The following is a 16,850-nucleotide window of genomic DNA, read 5'->3' as shown; positions in this document are numbered from 1 at the left end:
TTTGGGTTACTTATTCAGCGGCAATCCTGCGGAACACCTTAGAACGCCCAAGTTGCATCACAGCTGAACCAGAACATGTTGTTCGTACCATTGTTAACAATCGGGTTAGCAACAGTGCCTGCCTGGTTGAAGGGATGCGTGCCGTTGAGCGACTTATCCAGACGGACTTCAGGCCGGATAATGAAGCCACCCAGAGCCAGCTTTTTATTAATGAACTCCGGCTTATACGTTACACCAACGGTGAGTTCACCATAAGTTGTCGGCATGGCGCTGTAGTAAGGATACGGCTTGTTGGTCAGATACTGCGTGAAGGAGTTGAAGCTGGAATATTCCGCAATCACCATACCCGAATTATCGCGGAAAATTTCGCCACGGGCATTCAGGGTCAGCCACGGGTGGAAAGCGTATGAGAAGTACGTGCTGACACCATAAACATCGTCACGCAGGGCATCATCATGCAGATAGGTGCCATTGACGGAAACTGTCATCTTATCATTCACATGATAAGTTGCCATGAAGTCCCCATTATACTGCATCAGGCTGTTGGCAGGCTTACCCAGACCAGAGCTCAGCCAGCCTTCGGCGGACTGTACCTGACGGCCATTATTGCCCTGAGGGCCAAAATGGCCGATGGCGTGCATATCCAGCTTGCCATCAAGCAGCTTGTTCCATGCAAAACCAAAATACCCTTTGGGCTTGTTGTTGTTCCCCGAAGCGCCAAAGGTTGTGGAGTTCCCCGCATCCACCCCAAGGATCCAGTCCATATGCTGGGTCAGGTGCATGGTGGCCAGAATGCCTACTGTTTCAAACGGTACGATATAATCGGACGCATAGTTGAAGGTGTAGAACGGACGGGCCTGTGCGGGCGTGCCCTCCGCCCCCATGATCCCGTACATCTGGCCGACCTGAACATCAATCCCGCGCTTGAAAATCCACGGCAGGTGAGCATCAATATGCGCCTGCGTAGGCGCCCACTGGTACAGACCATGCAAGGAGCCAGAACCCATGCCAATGGTCGGGTCAAAGCGTGCATCCGAGCCATACATGGCTTCAAACACAAACCCCAGACCATAGCCTTTGCCAACGGACGTGACCGGATGGGAGATGGAGCCCATAATCTGGTTAAGGGTCGCGGTGTTGGCGCGGTCCGTATAGTACTGCGCGAAGTTGCGGCCCGAACGTGTCCAGGGGTTGCCGGTTACACCCCCTTCAACCGACACATGCGCCTCCAGCCCCTGCCAGTAATTGGGAGCCTGCCCGGCTTTGGGATGAAAGAGATTGCCCACGGTGGGCTTCATCGCATCATCTTCGCTGCTTACAGCAGCGGGGACTTCCTCACCATCAGAAGGCGTGCCTGCGGCTTTTTCCGCTTCAGGCGGCGCGCTGATGGGCGCATTCACCACCTGAGCAGAGTTCAGGGACACAGGAGCAACTGTAGTTTCTGCTGCATGGGCATACGACGCAAGCAACGAGCCGCCAGATACACACGCCGCAAGGAGGAAGTGAACTTCCTGAACAAAGTTTTTACGCATCTCAACAATCCCAATCCAAGAAAGAAACTATATCTTGTGGCTACGGCTCATTCTTTTTTGAATTTACTCATGAAGAATACTGTACAAACCAGCATGATAGTTGAATAGATAAAAAATATTTCGATGTTGTAATAAATTACGACAGCGAGGGCGATCAGCGCCGCGACAAGGGCAAAGCCCGGCAGAACGGGGTAAAGTGGGGCCTTGTAGCTACGCACTAGCGTGGGTTCGGTCCGGCGCAGACGGAACAGGCTGATCATGCTGAGCATATACATGATCAACGCACCAAAGACGGACATGGTGACCAGTGTGGCGGTCAGTGACTGCCCCTGAATGCTGACCAGATCATCGGAGAAAATAGCGGCAATACCGATGGCACCACCCGCCAGCGTTGCCACATACGGGGTTTTAAAGCGCGGATGCAACCGCCCCAGCACTTCCGGCAGGAACCCAGCACGGGCAAGGGCGAACATCTGGCGTGCATACCCCATGATAATCCCATGCAAGGAGGCCACAAGCCCAAACAGCCCCAGCCAGACCAGCATGTGCAGCCAGCCACTATGCGCGCCTACAACCTGCTTCATGGCCTGGGGCAAGGGATCGTTCAGGTTGGACAGGGTATGCCAGTCACCCACACCACCGGCAAAAATCATGACACCAAAAGCAAGCGTTACAAGGGTAAGAATACCGGCAATATACGCAATGGGAATGGAGCGGCGGGGTTCGCGCGCTTCTTCCGCAGCCATGGCGACACCTTCCACGGCCAGAAAAAACCAGATGGCAAAAGGCATGGCTGCAAAAATACCGCCCAATGCCTGCCAGCCAAAATGGGGAGCCCCACCCCAGCCGTCTGCCAGAAAATGGTCCCATGTAAAGGCAGGTGCCACAACACCCATAAACACCAGCAGCTCAACAATGGCAGCAATGGTAATAAACAGCTCAAAGGTTGCAGCAATATGCACGCCTACGATGTTGAGCGTCATGAACACCAGATACGCACCCAGAGCTGCCACCTTGGGAGAAAGCCCGGGAAACTGCACATTCAGGTAAGCGCCAATAGCCAGCGCAATGGCTGGTGGCGCAAAAATGAACTCGATCAGGGTTGCAAGGCCGGCAATAAGCCCGCCCCAACGGCCCAGTGCCCGAAAGCTGTAGGCAAAAGGACCACCTGCATGCGGGATAGAGCACGTCAGTTCTGTAAAACTGAAGATAAAGGCCGTGTACATCAAAGCCACAAAAACGGTGGCCACCAAAAACCCGAGCGTTCCGGCGGTTCCCCACCCGTAACTCCAGCCAAAATACTCGCCAGAAATGACAAGTCCAACGGCAATCCCCCACAAATGGAAGGCACCGAGAGACTGGCTGAGCTTGGTCCCGCTGCTCTCACTCATGCGTCTGTGTCCTTATCATGTAAAGATAGTGTGTTGCTGCCTGCCAGCTGGTCCGGGGCAGCGTCTTTCAAACCGACACCTGTCAGGCCAAGCCGTCTGGCCTCCTGCATCAGCCATGCCAGCTTGCTTGCGCCAGCAGGTATCGTCATGCCGTGTGCATGGATGTTGGACAGGCAGTTCCGTGAGGAATCCGGGCACCCCACATACGGTGCGTATGTCAGGTAAATGCCAAGGCTGTCCGCAACGCTCAGGCCGGGGCGCTCGCCAATCATCATGACGACCATGCTGGCCCCCATGGCCTGTGCAATCTCATCCCCCAAAGCAACGCGGCTTTGCGTTGCAATCACCAAAGGAGCTATCCGCCACCCCTGCAAAAGAGGCTGCATGGCCTGAAAAACAGGTATGGCGTTTGTCTGGGTCGCGATGGAGGAAAGACCATCCGCTGCTACAAAAACAACGTCCCACGCCTCTTTGCGCAGCATATGCAAAGAGTTTTCCGAAAGCCTGCGGCCCAGATCCGGGCGGCGCAGGTAAGTGGCGCGGTCCATGGCCCGGCTTTGCACATGCAGGCAGGGAGCGCCACGTAACTGCTGCTCCATGGCCTGCACGTTCAGCGGTGCATGTACGGCATCGCGCGCCTGCGCGTGAGCGGCCTGAAAAGCCAGAACGTCCGTTGTACGTTGTGCATTGCCACTACGGCCCAGACCAATGCGCGCACGGGTAAGGCCACGCAGGGGCTGCCACGCATCTGCTACCGCACCGGGCTGGGTCTGGGGTTTGCCATATTCCGTCATGCTGCACCCACCAGCCTGGCGAGTTGCGTCTGCCCAAGTTCCAGCGGGCGCATATGGTTGGTCAGGCTGTCATACAGCCCCATACGCTCCAGCCATGCGGCAAATTCGGGGGCCGGGCGTGCGCCAAGCATGTGCCGCAGGGTCAGAATATCGTGGAAGGACAGGCTCTGGTAATTGAGCATGATGTCATCCGCGCCGGGCACCCCGATCAGGAAGGTAATGCCCGCCACGCCCAGCAGGGTCATCAGGTTATCCATATCGTCCTGATCAACTTCGGCGTGGTTTGTGTAGCAGGCGTCACACCCCATGGGCACACCCATAAGCTTGGCGCAAAAATGGTCTTCCAGCCCTGCACGTATGACCTGTTTGCCGTCATACAGGTATTCGGGGCCAATAAAGCCGACCACCGTGTTCACCAGCAAGGGGTTGAACGCCCGCGCCACGGCATAGGCCCGGGCCTCTACCGTCTGCTGGTCAATGCCGTGATGTGCCCCTGCGGACAGGGCCGCCCCCTGCCCGGTTTCAAAATACATGACATTCTGCCCGACCGTGCCACGGCCGAGTGCCAGCGCCGCATCATACGCCTCCTGCAGAATGGCAAGGTTGACCCCAAACCCCTCATTCGCTTTTTGCGTGCCCGCCACGGACTGGAACACAAGGTCCACCGCGCCGCCACGGTTCATGATTTCCAGCGTATTGGTAACGTGGGTCAGCACGCAGGTCTGGGTTGGAATGTCATAAAGCTGGCGGGCCTGATCGAGCATATCCAGCAGGGCCAGACCATTGGCCACACTATCGGTTGCCGGGTTAATGCCAATAACGGCATCCCCCATACCGTAAAGCAGGCCATCCAGCGTAGAGGCTGCAATGCCTTTGAGGTCATCTGTCGGGTGGTTCGGCTGCAGGCGTGAGGACAGGCAACCGGGCAGGCCGATTGTATTGCGGAAGCTGGTAATGACCCGGATTTTGCGCGCAACGCTTATCAGGTCCTGGTTCCGCATGAGCTTGCTTACAGCAGCAGCCATTTCTGGCGTAATGCCCGGCGCAATCCGTGCAAGGGCTGCTGTATCCGCCTCGTGCGAGAGCAGCCAGTCACGGAACTCTCCCACCGTCATATGCGCTATAAGTGCAAAGGCTTTATGATCATGGGTATCCACGATCAGGCGCGTTACTTCATCTTCTTCGTACGGAACAAGAGCGGTCTGGATAAAACTGCGCAACGGAACATCGGCCAAGGCATAACGGGCGGCCATTCTCTGGGCATCGGACTGGGCGGCCAAGCCGGCCAACTGGTCCCCCGAGCGCACGGATGAGGCAACGGCCAGAAGGGTTTTGAGATCGGGGAAGTGGTAAGTCTCCCCCCCCAGTCCATGACGATATCCCATTAAGGCCAGCCTCCTGCCCCAGCACAATCCCACTGCAAGGGGCCGGAGCGGGGCACCTCGCAGTTTAGTTCGATACCGTTACAATAGCAGCATCACCCGCTTGAGACTTGACTGGAGGGAACAATTTATTGATCATTCAAAACAAACTGCACCCTTACATAGACGTATCCTGCCATGTCTGACCCGATGCAAAGCCCGACATCTGGTGTGCTGGCCGCCGCCGCAACCGGTGTTGAAGACTTCATTACCTCCCGCGGGGGGGATATTGACCGGATTGCCGGGCGTTCGGGCCTGTCTACCGGCCAGTTCGCCCTACCCACTGACATGCTGGACCTGACGGCATACTGCCGTTTGTTTGAAGAGGCCGCGCGTGAGACACAGGATGGCAATCTGGGCCTCTGGTTCGGGCAGCAGTTCCAGCCGGAAATGCTGGGCCTTGTAGGGTATATTGCGCTCCTGTCCGCCACAGCTGAGGATGCCGTGCGCAATCTGGCCAGCCATTTTGGCTACCACCAGTGCAACACACACACGCAACTGATCGAGCAGGAAAACGGGCTACTCCGGCTGGAATACGCTATTCAGGACCCCAGCATTACCCAACGCAGGCATGATGCCGAGCTGACCATGGGCATGTTCTGCAATGTGCTCCGCCACGCCATGGGGGAGGACTGGGTGCCCGAAGCCGTTCTGTTTGAACACCGCCAACCCGAACAGGCCCACGAACACAGGGATGCGTTTCAGGCCGATATTCGCTTTGGCCATGTGACAAATGCCCTGCTGTTCCGCAAGGCCGGGCTGGAACGCCCCATGCCCAAGGCCAACGCAAACATGCTCGAAATCATGCGGGCATCGCTGATTTCCCTCTCCCGCAACCACCACAGCAACGGGCAGAGTGCCTCGGCCCCATCGCTCAAGGAGCAGATTGCCTCCATGATCCGCGCAGGGCTGGCCGAGCGCTGCTGCACACTCTCGGACATTGCCCAGCGCATGAACATGCCAGCATGGACGCTGCAACGCAGGCTGGCCCAGTTCAACCTGTCCTTTGGCACATTGCTTGAAGAAGTCCGCTACGCCGAAGCCTGCCGCCAGCTTGGGCAGGCTGGCCCGGATATGGGGGAAATCGCCCTCGCCCTTGGCTATACCGAGACAAGCGCTTTCAGCCGGGCATTCCGCAAATGGAGTGGCCTTTCCCCCCGTGCATGGCGCGAACAGCAGTTGATAAAAGCCACCCTGCTCAACGCGGGCTAGACAGCTTTATACCTGCCCTGCTCCGCCCCTGCCCCATTCATATTTGCATCCTCCCCGCATAATATGAGACACGGACAGGGCATGAAGCAGAGTGCCCCTCCCCTCCGCCGTGGCTGGACCACGGGCAGTTGCGCAACGGCTGCGGCCAAAGCCGCATGGCTGGTGCTGCTGGGGCATGAACCCCCTGCCAGCGTAACCATTACCCTGCCATCGGGGCAGGACGTTGCTTTCAGCCTATGCCAGTATGGCGGCACGCCCGACGCGCCCTGCGCTGCCGTAACAAAAGACGCAGGGGATGACCCCGATATTACACATGGCGCCATGATCCGCTGCACGGTGCGTGCTCTGGCTACCGGGGCGGGTCTTGTGTTCAAGGCCGGGCCGGGTGTTGGCACCATTACGCGCCCCGGCCTGCCGCTGCCACCGGGTGAACCTGCAATTAACCCCGTCCCCCGCGCCATGATCCGCACAGCCCTGACACAGGCCAATAACGGCATACTCCCGGACGCGGAAGTTACAATCAGCATTGATCACGGGCAGGAACTGGCAAAACGCACACTCAATGCACGGCTGGGTATTGTGGGGGGGCTGTCCGTTCTGGGCACAACGGGCATTGTCATGCCGTTTTCATGCTCGGCATGGATACAGAGCATTCACCGCGGGATTGATGTGGCGCGGGCGGAAAACCTGCCCCATGTGCTGGGCGCTACGGGCAATGTGTCGGAAAAAGCAGGACAGGCCCTGTACGGCCTACCAGATATGGCCTTGATTGAAATGGGGGATTTTGCGGGCGGGTTGCTCAAATATATCCGCCACCACCCTGTCCCCCGCCTGAGCCTTGCTGGCGGCATTGCCAAGATGACCAAACTTGGGCAGGGCTGCCTAGACCTGCATTCCAGCCGCAGCCGGGCAGACATGCCCGCACTGGCCCAACTGGCCGCACAACATGGTGCGCCAGACACCTTGCCAGAGTTGATCCGCGCCAGCCCCACGGTGGCGGAGGCTTTTCTGCTGGCCCGCAGCCACAACTTCCCCTTGGGTAAGGTCATTGCGCATGCGGCTTGGGCTGTGGCCCACAAAACCCTCAGCCCGGCCCCTGTACTCCTGGATATTCTGGTATTTGACCGCTCGGGCACACTGGTCGGCAAGGCTGATGGGCCTTTTACCCCTTAGCTGCGGAACCGGCGGCGGTAATCGGGGTCATACAGAGCACTCTCCCGCCCGGCAACGCCAGCAAGGGCAGGGCCAACCAGCACGAGTGCCGTGCGCTCGATCGGGTTCTGTTCGAGTTCTTTTTCAATGCTTTCCAGCGTACCATGCAGCACAATCTGGTCGGGCCAGGATGCACGGGCAACAATGGCCACAGGGCATTGCGGACCGTAAAACGGCGTTAACTCGGCAACAATACGCCCCAAGGCATGCACGGCAAGGTGTATGGCCAGCGTGGCCCCCGTTGCAGCAAAGGATTCCAGTTTTTCACGCTCGGGCATGGCGGAGGCGCGGCCATTAACACGGGTCAGCACAAGGCTTTGCGCCACACCCGGCACAGTCAGCTCCCGCCCCAGAACAGATGCCGCAGCTGCAAACGCAGGCACACCCGGGGTCATGGTCCATGGGATTGCATTGCGCTCCAGCCTGCGGATCTGCTCGGCCACCGCGCTGTAAATGGACAGATCACCCGAATGCAGGCGCGCAACATCCTGCCCCGCTTTATGGGCACGCACATATTCGGCCTCAATCTCATCCAGAGACATGGGAGCCGTATCCACCAGCCGGGCATTGTCGGGGCAATACTGGAGCATATCAGGCGGCACAATGGACCCGGCGTACAGGCAGACCGGGCAGGATGCCAGAATATCCCGCCCCCGAATGGTCAACAGGTCCGCAGCCCCCGGGCCGGCCCCAATAAAATGAACAGTCACTTTCTATCTCCTTCTGCCACCGCGCAGGTTACACCACACAATACCTGACGGGTCAGGCACAACCGCGCTCCATCCCCCGCACCGGCAAGAGCACATGCCTCCGCAACAGATGCAACCCCCACATGCCGCATAACCGTGGAGGAGGCCGTATGGCAGGCTGCCTGCACCTGCTGGAGTTGTGAGCGTGTAATCCACAACACCCCAGCCCCCCACCTGCGCGCAACACTCTGGGGCAGGGTATCCGCGTTTTTAAAATCTGGGACCGCAATGTAATCAGGCGCGCTGGCTCCGACCATGCGCAGGCTTTGCGCAACCAGTTCCAGCGCATGGTCCACCTGCGCGGCACTCTGCCAGCCCATGCCCACCACGATCATGCGCTATGGGGCTTGCTGGCCACCCATTGGGTGACGGTCATGGCGGGCCGAAAAGCATGGAAGCCCCCCACCCCGTCCAGCCGTGCGACAGAAAGGCGGGTAAGCCGCCCCCCCCACTCCTGCATGGCCTGCACAAGGCGTGCTTCTGTTTCCACCACCACGGCATTGACCACCATGCGCCCACCCGGGCGCAGCGCCGCCCAGGCCTGTTCCAACACACCCGGCCTGCTGGCACCGCCCCCCACAAACACGGCATCCGGCGCGTCCAGCCCGCCCAGACCATCCGGGGCGCGGGCCTGCACCACGTGCAGGTCGGGCACCCCCAGTGCCTGTGCATTGCGGGCAATGCGGGCAGCACGCTCTGGCACACTTTCAAGCGTTATGGCGCGGCACCCCTGGGCTGCCAGCATCCATTCGATGGAAACAGAGCCCGCACCCCCTCCAATATCCCACAGCAGTTCCCCTGCACGCGGGGCTAGGGCAGAAAGGGTTACAGCCCTTATTTCCTGCCGCGTTAGCTGCCCATCATGCTCAAAACAGGTGTCAGGCAGGCCGCTGCACCGGGGCAGGCAAGCCTCTGTAACCTCTGCGGGCACATCCAGCGCCAGCAGGTTAAGGCTGGCAACATCATCCGGCGGGCCATCTTTGGCCATAAAGCTACGGCACCGCTCGTTAGGTCCGCCGAGTGCTTCCATAACGGAGCAGCGGACAGTCCCCAACCCCAGCTCTACCAGCCACCGAGCCAGTTCGCGCGGTGTTTGCGCATCGGCGGAAAGAACAATCAAGCGCGCCCGTGGCTGCAAAAATGGCCTTAGCCGCGCCATAGGCCTACCGCAGACAGAGACAACATGGCACTGCTCCTGCGCCCAGCCAAGCCGCGCACAGGCCAGCGCCACGGACGATGGAGCAGGCAGGCAAAGCATTTCCCCCGCCTCCAGACTGCGGGCCAGCACACCGCCCACCCCGTAAAAAAACGGATCGCCCGAGGCCAGTACAACAACAGAGCGCCCACGCAAGGCCAGAACCTGCTGCACCCCGGCACTAAAGGGGGTAGGCCAGGCCACACACCGTCCTTGTGGCAGAGGGGCCACCAACCCCAAATGACGCGCACCGCCAAAAATATACTCGGCTTGCGCTATCAGGGTTCTGGCCGTGCTGCTTAGCCCGTCCAGACCGTTTTCTCCCACCCCGATCACACTCAGCCACGGCGTGGCCTCAGGGTTATGCGGTTCTGGCATTGCTTGCCCCTTCCAACATACAGCGCACCAAAACTGCCCGTGCTTGCCCATGCCTGTAGCAAGCGGATATAGATCGACTGCTATCATTCGACGCCAAGGTTTTTGTATGCTTCCAGCGCCCCCCACCCCCTGCACCAACACAGGGAACACCATGCCGCCCAGCCTGCGTGTGCTGGTGCTGGGGGGCACAACGGAAGCCAGTAGCCTGTGCCGCATGCTGGGCACAACATGGCCAACCTGCCATGCCGTGCTCTCCCTTGCCGGAGCAACCAGCCAGCCACACCTGCCCGATATGAGCACTCGCATCGGGGGCTTTGGCGGCGTAGCGGGGCTGACCAACTGGCTGCATGACCATGTCATAGATGCCGTTGTGGATGCGACCCACCCATTTGCCGCGCAAATGAGCCAGCATGCCGCCATGGCCTGCGCCGCCACACAACGGCCTCTCCTGCGGCTGGAACGACCGGGCTGGACCGCCACCCCGCAGGACACGTGGTTTATCGTGCCCAGTATTGCCGAAGCCGCCCGCACACTTGCCCGGTCCAGCAGATGGAATACCAAACCCCAGTCCGTGTTCCTGACGACCGGACGCAAGGAAACCCGGCCTTTTCTGGCAGCTCCCCAGCACCACTATCTGTTCCGTTCCATTGAACCGCCCCACCCGACTGACCTGCCCCCACAGACCAGCGTGATCTGTGCACGCGGGCCGTTTGATCTGGAGGCCGAGCTTAAACTCATGCGTGAACACCAGATTACCGTGCTGGTCACCAAAAACTCCGGTGGCACTGCAACCCATGCCAAGCTCGAAGCTGCGCGCATACTGGGTGTACCTGTGCTGATGGTATCCCGCCCTCCTGCGCAGGATACCCCGCATGCCAAAGACGCGGCGGCTGCTCTGGCATGGCTGCATCAATGTGCTGCTTCAACCTTGCGCGCTGTATAAAGCCAGGGTTCCTGCCCGTTTGGGCGGCTGACAAGCCGTGTTGCGGGGCAGCCGATCAGCACCAGTGTGCTCATATCTGCCCAGTCCGCATTGGCCTGAGCAATGGTGGACAGGCGAACGGCCTCATCAGGCCGCCCGATGGCACGGGCAAATGCAACGGGTTCATCCCCCCCCATGCTTTGCCGCAGATGCTCAAACGCGGCCCCAAGCTGCCACGGCCGCGCATGCGAGCGTGGGTTGTACAGCGCAATAACAAACCCCGCCTGAGCCGCCAGACGCAAACGCTCCAGCACAACCGGCCACGGCTTGAGGTTATCGGAAAGGGAAATAACGCAAAAATCCCCCCCCAGCGGTGCCCCAAGCCGGGCAGCCGCAGCCAGCACGGCACTCACACCGGGAATGACCTGAATAGGGAGGGTGCGCCAAATGGCGGGACCATTTTCCACCGCTTCGAACACAGCACTTGCCATGCCGAACACCCCGGCATCCCCGCCTGAAACCACGGCCACATGCCGCCCGCTCAGGGCCATTTCCAGCGCGTGCCGGGCGCGGGAGATTTCCTCCCGGTTGTCTGAAATATGGCGCACAACCTCTGGCCCTGCCTCCACCCGTTTGACGTAGGGGGCGTAGCCGACCAAATCCGTTGCGCGGGCCAGAGCATGGCGTGCCTGCGGGGTCAACTGCTCCGGGTTACCGGGGCCAAGCCCCACAATGACCAGAGAACCAGCGCTCATCGTACACGCTTCCTTCCGGGCAGGAGCACAAGGGAAAAATACGGCGCTTTGCCATCCTGCTCCGCCATGGGGGCAATCACCTGCGCGCCCTGCGTACCACGCTCCACATACACGGCTTCGTCCATACGTCCGCTACGGGTTATGGCCTGACGGACATGGGGCATATTCCGCCCTATCTTCATGATCACGGCAGCATCAGCACGCTCCAGCCAGCCTGCCAGTTCGGCCTCGGGCAAGGTTGCGGGCAGCACGCACAGCACATCATCCCCATGGGTCATGGGGGCAAGGGCCTGAGCCCAGCAGCCGTTCATGGCCATAATGCCGGGCACGACCTGCGTCTGGCAGCGTGTTTGCAGCCGGTCAAACACATACATGGCCGAGCCATACAAAAACGGGTCGCCCTCACACAGGAGCGTCACATCGTTACCCGTTGCCAGTTCTTCAGCCAGCCGTTCAGCGCTCTGGTCATAAAATGCGGACATATTCTGGTGGTATGCCGGATCGTTGACTGAAACCTCGGTTGTAAACGGGTAAATCAGCCGCATTTCCCGCGTAGCAGGGCCAATATGGGCCTGTGCAATGGTCCGTGCCTGACTGGGATGTTTTTCGCGGCAGAAATACGCAACCACCGGCGCAGACCCAATCAAACGTGCGGCGCGCAGGGTTATCAGTTCCGGGTCACCCGGCCCTACGCCAACAATACTGAGTGTGCCCGCCATTATTCAACCTCGCAGGCAAGGGCGTTAAGGGCGGCCGCAGCCATGGCGCTCCCCCCAAGCCGGCCGTGCACAACCAGCCATGGCACATCATGCCTTTTGGTCAGCGCCTCCTTGGATTCAGCCGCCCCGACAAAGCCCACCGGCACACCCAGCACCGCGGCAGGCCGGGGGGCGCCGGCATCCAGCATTTCCAGCAGATGGAACAGGGCGGTTGGGGCATTGCCTATGGCCACAACGGCCCCAGCGAGTTTGTCCCCCCAAAAATCCAGCGCGGCAGCGGAGCGGGTATTGCCAATGGCCAAGGCCTGCGGCGGTGTGCGCGGGTCACGCAATGTGCAGATTACCTCATTATCAGCTGGCAGGCGGGTGCGGGTTACCCCCCTTGCCACCATTTCCGCATCGCACAGAATGGCACAGCCATCACGCAAAGCCTGCCGGGCGCGCGGCACAAGATCCGCGCTCATGGCAACCGATTGCGCCACATCCACCATACCGCAGGCGTGAATGATGCGTACAACTACGGTGGCCTGTTCCGGCGTAAAGGCGCTTAGGTCCGCCTCTGCCCGAATGGTTGCAAAAGAACGCTGGTAGATGGCCGCCCCATCCCGAATATACTCATAGGCCGGCATCCACCGCTCCTTCCTTTTTGAATGACTCAAATGCTGTATAAACAGCCTGTTCGCCTACGAACAGGCTTTCCACATCCCCCGAAGCCGAACCATTGCGCACCAGCCCGTAACCCTGATCACCTGCCACCAGAGTATAATCGGCAGAACCCGGTTGAGCGCACCCTTTGCGGCAGCCCGAAACATGCAGGCTGGCCCCTGCTGGCAGCAGCGGAGCCAGATTACGCGCCAGATTTTCCGTCTCCCCGGCAGCCTGCGCACAAGCACTGGCACCGCTACAGGCCCAGATACGCAAGAGGGGGGAATGGGGGTCTGTGACCATACCGGCCACAACAGGCGCCTGCTCCATGCCGCCCAGCACCAGAGTATGCCACGGGGTCAGGCGCAAAATGCCATCTCCCTGCGTTGCGGCAACAGTTGCGCAGTCATGCAGCATGGTCGCAGTCATGCACCCCATAGGGGCAGACAGGGCAAACAATCCGTGCCCCAGTGGCCCTACACGGCCACAGCAAACCTCGGCCTGCGTAGGTTTGGGTGCTAGCACCTGCCCTGCCAACCCCAGAATCTGGAACAGCACCTGCCCCACTGCCCGGTCCCGCTGGGGGCGCACGCTTTGGTGCGATGTTACAAAAGCACGAGCCAAAGCAACGGCCTGCCCAACTGCGAGCGTATAAGTAGTGGGAGCCGCACACATGGCGCCGCACACAACGGACCACAGCCCATCCTCCGTGGCGCGTAGGGTAATATCTGCCTGCAACAGCCCAGCGGGGTACAGCCCACCACCATCCACCGCAAAACCGAATTTGCCCGGCAGGGCCGTTAGCTCTTCCGCACCGATCAGCGCAGTACGCAGGGACTCCGCACAGGCCACGGTCTGTGCCGCACAGTTCGGGTCATCCCCCGCCAGAGGGGAAACAAGCATGGCCTGACGCCGCTCCATACCCGCATCGGACAGACCAAGCCCCGCAGCCACCGCAATTTCAGGGAACCGGCGCGCAGCATCGGCCCCAAACCCACGGAGTTGCAGGCTGGCCCTGTTGGTTAGCCCTATACGGCCATTCCCCTGCCTTTGGGCCACATCCGCCAGCAAAAATGCCTGAGCAGCTTCCAGCCGCCCCAGCGTAGGCCGCACACGCACAAGCCAGCCATCTGCTGCCTCCATGGGTGCAAAAAGACCTGGGCACCACCCTTTGACTTCCGGTTGAGCAAAACCGCCATACACCCCGGTTACTCCCGTCTGATCGGCCACCTGAGCGCCTGAACCGAGAAGATCGCTCCCCGCCATGCCGGCACGCGGCGTCCTGTAAAAACGACAAGGGCTATGGCACCACACCCGCCCCCATGGTGGAACAGAGCCATCCAGCCAGAACGCCGGATACTCGCCCCTGTTCCGCCCCTTGCACACAACATGCAGGGGCTGGTCCGCGTTCGTGTTAGGCCGCCCGATATGGACTTGTCAAAGCGCTCCATGGCACGGCAGGCATCCACTTTTATGCCCTTTGACGCAGCTTCCTCTTGCATCGCGGGCAAAACCCTGCTTGCAGCATGACTCATGCAAGCTTCATTTGAGCAAACCAGCTGGTTTCCCATCATGCTCCATCTGGAAGGGGCACGTGTTCTTGTGGCAGGCGGCGGTAATGTCGCGGCCAACAAGGTGCAGCTTCTTGTGCCTACAGGTGCGCGGGTGGAAATTCTCTCCCCCACACTCTGCCCCGAACTCGAACGCCTTGTGGCGGACGGCAAGGCGGAGGTCACACGTCAGGACGCCACGGTAGAAAGCCTGACAGCCCGCCTGCCCGGCTGCCGTATGGTTTATCTGGCCACCAGCAACCGTGCACTCAATGCCGAACTCAGCGCGCTGTGCCAGAGCATGAACATACCCGTATGCGCGGTGGATGCTCCCGAGGTTTCCAGCTTTATTACCCCGGCCATGACCACACGCGGCGCTGTGCAGATTGCGGTTTCCACCGGTGGGGCCGCCCCTGTGCTGGCCCGCAGGCTCCGCGCGAAAATTGAAGAGATCATGCCCGCAGGCCTGCACAGGCTGGCAGCATTCATGCAGCAAAGCCGTCTGGCCCTGCGCACCCGCGTACCGGATTCCGCCATACGCCGCCGTGTGTGGGAAGATTTTCTGGATGGAACAGGTGGCGCTCTGGCCATGGCGGGGAACACGCAGGCCGCCCAGAATGAACTCGACCGCATTCTGGACCAGGGCCATGCCAGAACAGGGGAAGTGTGGCTTGTTGGCGCAGGCCCGGGCAACCCGGACCTGCTGACGCTCGCGGCACTGCGGCTTATGCAGGATGCAGATAGCGTTTTATACGACAATCTGGTTGGGCCGGGTATTCTGAACTACGTGCGCCGCGATGCCGAGCGGGTGTTTGTTGGCAAGCAGACCAATAACCACACACTCCCGCAGGATGGCATTAATGCCGAACTTATCCGCCGTGCCAAAGCTGGGGAACGTGTGCTCCGGCTCAAAGGGGGCGACCCGTTTATTTTTGGCCGTGGCGGGGAGGAAATAGAGGCACTGATGGCCGCAGGCGTGCCATTCCGCATTATCCCCGGCATTTCGGCCGCCAACGGGTGCGCTGCTTATGCTGGCATACCGCTCACACACCGTGACTGCGCACAGGCCTGCCTGTTTATTACCGGCCATGCCCGGGCCGATGGCACCCTGAATCTGGCGTGGGAAACCATAGCCCTGCGCAGCCAGACCATTGTTATTTACATGGGCCTTACGCTGGTTGCACAGCTCTGCGCCCGGCTGGTGGAGCATGGCCTGCCAGCAGACTGGCCCGCAGCCATTGTGGAAGGGGGCACCCTGCCACACCAGCGGGTATTAAGCGGCACTCTCAGCACGCTACCCCAACAGGTTGCGGACAACCACATAACCAGCCCTGCCCTGATTATTGTGGGTCAGGTTGTCCAGCACCGGGTTGTGTCCTCCGCTCCTGCGTAAGGCTCCCGGCCATGCTAGGCGCAATGGGCCTGATGGGCGTATAGCGCTCTGGCACCATTGCGCTCCAGAAGCTGGTCAGCCCTTACGCAGAGCGCATCCGTTGCCGGGGGGCGCCCGAACATGCGCCGGTATTCCCGGCTGAACTGGGATGGACTCTCATACCCCACGGCAAAAGCAGCCTCTGCGGCATCCACATTCTCGCTGACCATACGTCTGCGTGCTTCCTGCAGGCGCAACTGGGTCCGGTATTGCAAGGGGCTCATGTTGGTCGCTGCGCGGAAATGCCGGTGGAAGGTGGAAAGCCCCATACCTGCCACACGGGCCGCCCGGCCAATATCAAACGGCTCCGCATAATGCTGGGCAATCCAGTGGATGGCCCTGTTGATGTGGGAAAGGTTGCTCCCAGCCGTTGCAATCTGCCTGAGTGCACACCCCTGATCCCCCTGCAACAGCCGGTAAAGCAGTTCACGCACGATCAGGGGTTTGAGGATGGGAATATCCTCTGGCTGGTCCAGCAGCTTCATCAACCGCAAGAGTGGCTCGGTAATGGCCGAATTAAGCGGGCTTAGCCCCATACCCATAATGCACGCCTGATTGGGGTCTACCTGCTGGTCGTTCACCACCAGCAGCAGTTCCGCAATCAGAGCCGGGTCCAGCGCCAGACACAGGGCCAGGTAGGGGCGCTCTGGCGTGGCCTGTGTAATGCAGCCGGCTACAGGCAGGTCCACAGCCGTAACAAGGTAGTGGCTGTCATCATAATCAAACACACGGTCGCGAAGCATGACCTGCTTTTTGCCCTGCACAATAACGTACACGCGGGGTTCAAACACAAAGGGAATGGGCTCGCTCACAACCTCGGCCCGGTAGAGCGTGAGTTCGGGGATAGCGGTTGTTACCGTGGAATGGGCACAGTGCCTGAGCACCAGCTTCTGCAATTCCGCCAGATTACCGACCATACCTGCCTCTTTGTTACGCTATGCCA

The 16,850-nt window shown here is 60.1% G+C and carries 16 protein-coding genes; 4 read left to right on the top strand and 12 right to left on the bottom strand.

From position 1 onward, the window contains the following. Positions 1–38 precede the first annotated feature (38 nt). The 4 genes from ACSYTG_RS05550 to ACSYTG_RS05535 are packed head-to-tail and all read right to left on the bottom strand — an operon-like array spanning position 39 to position 5,102. A complete protein-coding gene (locus ACSYTG_RS05550) occupies positions 39–1,532 on the bottom strand; it encodes an outer membrane beta-barrel protein (RefSeq protein WP_086646487.1) in 1,494 nt (497 codons plus the stop codon). A gap of 47 nt (positions 1,533–1,579) precedes the next feature. After that, positions 1,580–2,923: an ethanolamine permease gene (eat, locus tag ACSYTG_RS05545; protein ID WP_489784011.1), complete on the bottom strand. Its 1,344-nt coding sequence runs from the start codon at positions 2,921–2,923 to the stop codon at positions 1,580–1,582. After that, entirely contained in the window at positions 2,920–3,717 is a 798-nt protein-coding gene (gene eutC / locus ACSYTG_RS05540) for an ethanolamine ammonia-lyase subunit EutC (RefSeq protein WP_489784010.1), read from the bottom strand. Before eutC ends, eat begins: the two co-directional genes overlap by 4 nt. Continuing rightward, positions 3,714–5,102, bottom strand: coding sequence for an ethanolamine ammonia-lyase subunit EutB (locus ACSYTG_RS05535; protein ID WP_415437635.1), 1,389 nt, complete (start codon positions 5,100–5,102; stop codon positions 3,714–3,716). Before ACSYTG_RS05535 ends, eutC begins: the two co-directional genes overlap by 4 nt. A gap of 174 nt (positions 5,103–5,276) precedes the next feature. Between ACSYTG_RS05535 and qhpR the strand changes: the two genes are divergently transcribed. Next, the gene (gene qhpR / locus ACSYTG_RS05530; protein ID WP_489784009.1) at positions 5,277–6,350 is read left to right on the top strand and encodes an AraC-like transcriptional regulator QhpR; all 1,074 of its coding nucleotides are present in this window, start codon (positions 5,277–5,279) and stop codon (positions 6,348–6,350) included. Between the two features lie 81 nt (positions 6,351–6,431). Then, positions 6,432–7,523, top strand: a complete 1,092-nt coding sequence (locus ACSYTG_RS05525) for a cobalt-precorrin-5B (C(1))-methyltransferase (protein WP_489784008.1) — start codon at positions 6,432–6,434, stop codon at positions 7,521–7,523. Here the strand turns inward: ACSYTG_RS05525 and cobM are convergent. Genes cobM through cbiE form a run of 3 tightly spaced genes read right to left on the bottom strand, consistent with a single transcriptional unit; the run spans position 7,520 to position 9,884 of the window. Further along, positions 7,520–8,272 carry a precorrin-4 C(11)-methyltransferase gene (cobM, locus tag ACSYTG_RS05520; protein WP_489784007.1) on the bottom strand — a complete coding sequence of 251 codons (753 nt, stop codon included), beginning with the start codon at positions 8,270–8,272 and terminating at the stop codon, positions 7,520–7,522. The two genes, ACSYTG_RS05525 and cobM, sit on opposite strands and share 4 nt — an antisense overlap. Beyond that, positions 8,269–8,646, bottom strand: coding sequence for a cobalamin biosynthesis protein (locus tag ACSYTG_RS05515; RefSeq protein ID WP_415420303.1), 378 nt, complete (start codon positions 8,644–8,646; stop codon positions 8,269–8,271). Before ACSYTG_RS05515 ends, cobM begins: the two co-directional genes overlap by 4 nt. Further along, positions 8,643–9,884 (bottom strand): precorrin-6y C5,15-methyltransferase (decarboxylating) subunit CbiE, encoded by a 1,242-nt coding sequence (gene cbiE / locus ACSYTG_RS05510; RefSeq protein WP_489784006.1) that lies wholly within the window; start codon positions 9,882–9,884, stop codon positions 8,643–8,645. The genes ACSYTG_RS05515 and cbiE overlap by 4 nt, the downstream gene beginning before the upstream one ends. 106 nt (positions 9,885–9,990) lie before the next feature. Between cbiE and ACSYTG_RS05505 the strand changes: the two genes are divergently transcribed. Continuing rightward, positions 9,991–10,827, top strand: a complete 837-nt coding sequence (locus ACSYTG_RS05505) for a cobalt-precorrin-6A reductase (protein ID WP_489784005.1) — start codon at positions 9,991–9,993, stop codon at positions 10,825–10,827. Here ACSYTG_RS05505 and cobJ read toward each other — a convergent pair. From cobJ to cobG, 4 genes are read right to left on the bottom strand one after another with little or no spacing between them, the layout of a single operon-like run. After that, positions 10,794–11,561 carry a precorrin-3B C(17)-methyltransferase gene (cobJ, locus tag ACSYTG_RS05500; RefSeq protein ID WP_489784004.1) on the bottom strand — a complete coding sequence of 256 codons (768 nt, stop codon included), beginning with the start codon at positions 11,559–11,561 and terminating at the stop codon, positions 10,794–10,796. The genes ACSYTG_RS05505 and cobJ overlap by 34 nt on opposite strands. Continuing rightward, the gene (locus ACSYTG_RS05495; RefSeq protein WP_415424298.1) at positions 11,558–12,283 is read right to left on the bottom strand and encodes a precorrin-2 C(20)-methyltransferase; all 726 of its coding nucleotides are present in this window, start codon (positions 12,281–12,283) and stop codon (positions 11,558–11,560) included. Before ACSYTG_RS05495 ends, cobJ begins: the two co-directional genes overlap by 4 nt. Further along, positions 12,280–12,909: a precorrin-8X methylmutase gene (locus ACSYTG_RS05490; protein WP_165925995.1), complete on the bottom strand. Its 630-nt coding sequence runs from the start codon at positions 12,907–12,909 to the stop codon at positions 12,280–12,282. Before ACSYTG_RS05490 ends, ACSYTG_RS05495 begins: the two co-directional genes overlap by 4 nt. Further along, positions 12,896–14,191 carry a precorrin-3B synthase gene (cobG, locus tag ACSYTG_RS05485; protein WP_489784003.1) on the bottom strand — a complete coding sequence of 432 codons (1,296 nt, stop codon included), beginning with the start codon at positions 14,189–14,191 and terminating at the stop codon, positions 12,896–12,898. Before cobG ends, ACSYTG_RS05490 begins: the two co-directional genes overlap by 14 nt. Positions 14,192–14,458: 267 nt before the next feature. Between cobG and cysG the strand changes: the two genes are divergently transcribed. After that, positions 14,459–15,868: a siroheme synthase CysG gene (gene cysG / locus ACSYTG_RS05480; protein WP_489784002.1), complete on the top strand. Its 1,410-nt coding sequence runs from the start codon at positions 14,459–14,461 to the stop codon at positions 15,866–15,868. Between the two features lie 14 nt (positions 15,869–15,882). On the opposite strand, the gene ACSYTG_RS05475 is transcribed toward cysG, so the two are convergent. After that, on the bottom strand, positions 15,883–16,824 hold the full coding sequence (locus ACSYTG_RS05475; protein ID WP_086646474.1) for an AraC family transcriptional regulator: 942 nt from the start codon (positions 16,822–16,824) through the stop codon (positions 15,883–15,885). Positions 16,825–16,850 lie beyond the last annotated feature (26 nt).

The sequence above is a fragment of the Acetobacter sp. ESL1128 genome, from assembly GCF_058505085.1.
Note: the sequence above shows the minus strand (reverse complement) of the source record. Positions and strands in the feature narration are given on the sequence as shown.

Coding starts and splice junctions, on each gene's coding strand:
- ACSYTG_RS05550 (WP_086646487.1), bottom strand. CDS start 1,532: ATGCGTAAAAACTTTGTTCAGGAAGTTCACTTCCTCCTTGCGGCGTGT.
- cbiE (WP_489784006.1), bottom strand. CDS start 9,884: ATGCCAGAACCGCATAACCCTGAGGCCACGCCGTGGCTGAGTGTGATC.
- cysG (WP_489784002.1), top strand. CDS start 14,459: ATGCAAGCTTCATTTGAGCAAACCAGCTGGTTTCCCATCATGCTCCAT.
- ACSYTG_RS05515 (WP_415420303.1), bottom strand. CDS start 8,646: ATGATCGTGGTGGGCATGGGCTGGCAGAGTGCCGCGCAGGTGGACCAT.
- ACSYTG_RS05475 (WP_086646474.1), bottom strand. CDS start 16,824: ATGGTCGGTAATCTGGCGGAATTGCAGAAGCTGGTGCTCAGGCACTGT.
- ACSYTG_RS05535 (WP_415437635.1), bottom strand. CDS start 5,102: ATGGGATATCGTCATGGACTGGGGGGGGAGACTTACCACTTCCCCGAT.
- ACSYTG_RS05525 (WP_489784008.1), top strand. CDS start 6,432: ATGAAGCAGAGTGCCCCTCCCCTCCGCCGTGGCTGGACCACGGGCAGT.
- ACSYTG_RS05505 (WP_489784005.1), top strand. CDS start 9,991: ATGCTTCCAGCGCCCCCCACCCCCTGCACCAACACAGGGAACACCATG.
- eat (WP_489784011.1), bottom strand. CDS start 2,923: ATGAGTGAGAGCAGCGGGACCAAGCTCAGCCAGTCTCTCGGTGCCTTC.
- eutC (WP_489784010.1), bottom strand. CDS start 3,717: ATGACGGAATATGGCAAACCCCAGACCCAGCCCGGTGCGGTAGCAGAT.
- cobG (WP_489784003.1), bottom strand. CDS start 14,191: ATGGCGGGGAGCGATCTTCTCGGTTCAGGCGCTCAGGTGGCCGATCAG.
- ACSYTG_RS05490 (WP_165925995.1), bottom strand. CDS start 12,909: ATGCCGGCCTATGAGTATATTCGGGATGGGGCGGCCATCTACCAGCGT.
- qhpR (WP_489784009.1), top strand. CDS start 5,277: ATGTCTGACCCGATGCAAAGCCCGACATCTGGTGTGCTGGCCGCCGCC.
- cobJ (WP_489784004.1), bottom strand. CDS start 11,561: ATGAGCGCTGGTTCTCTGGTCATTGTGGGGCTTGGCCCCGGTAACCCG.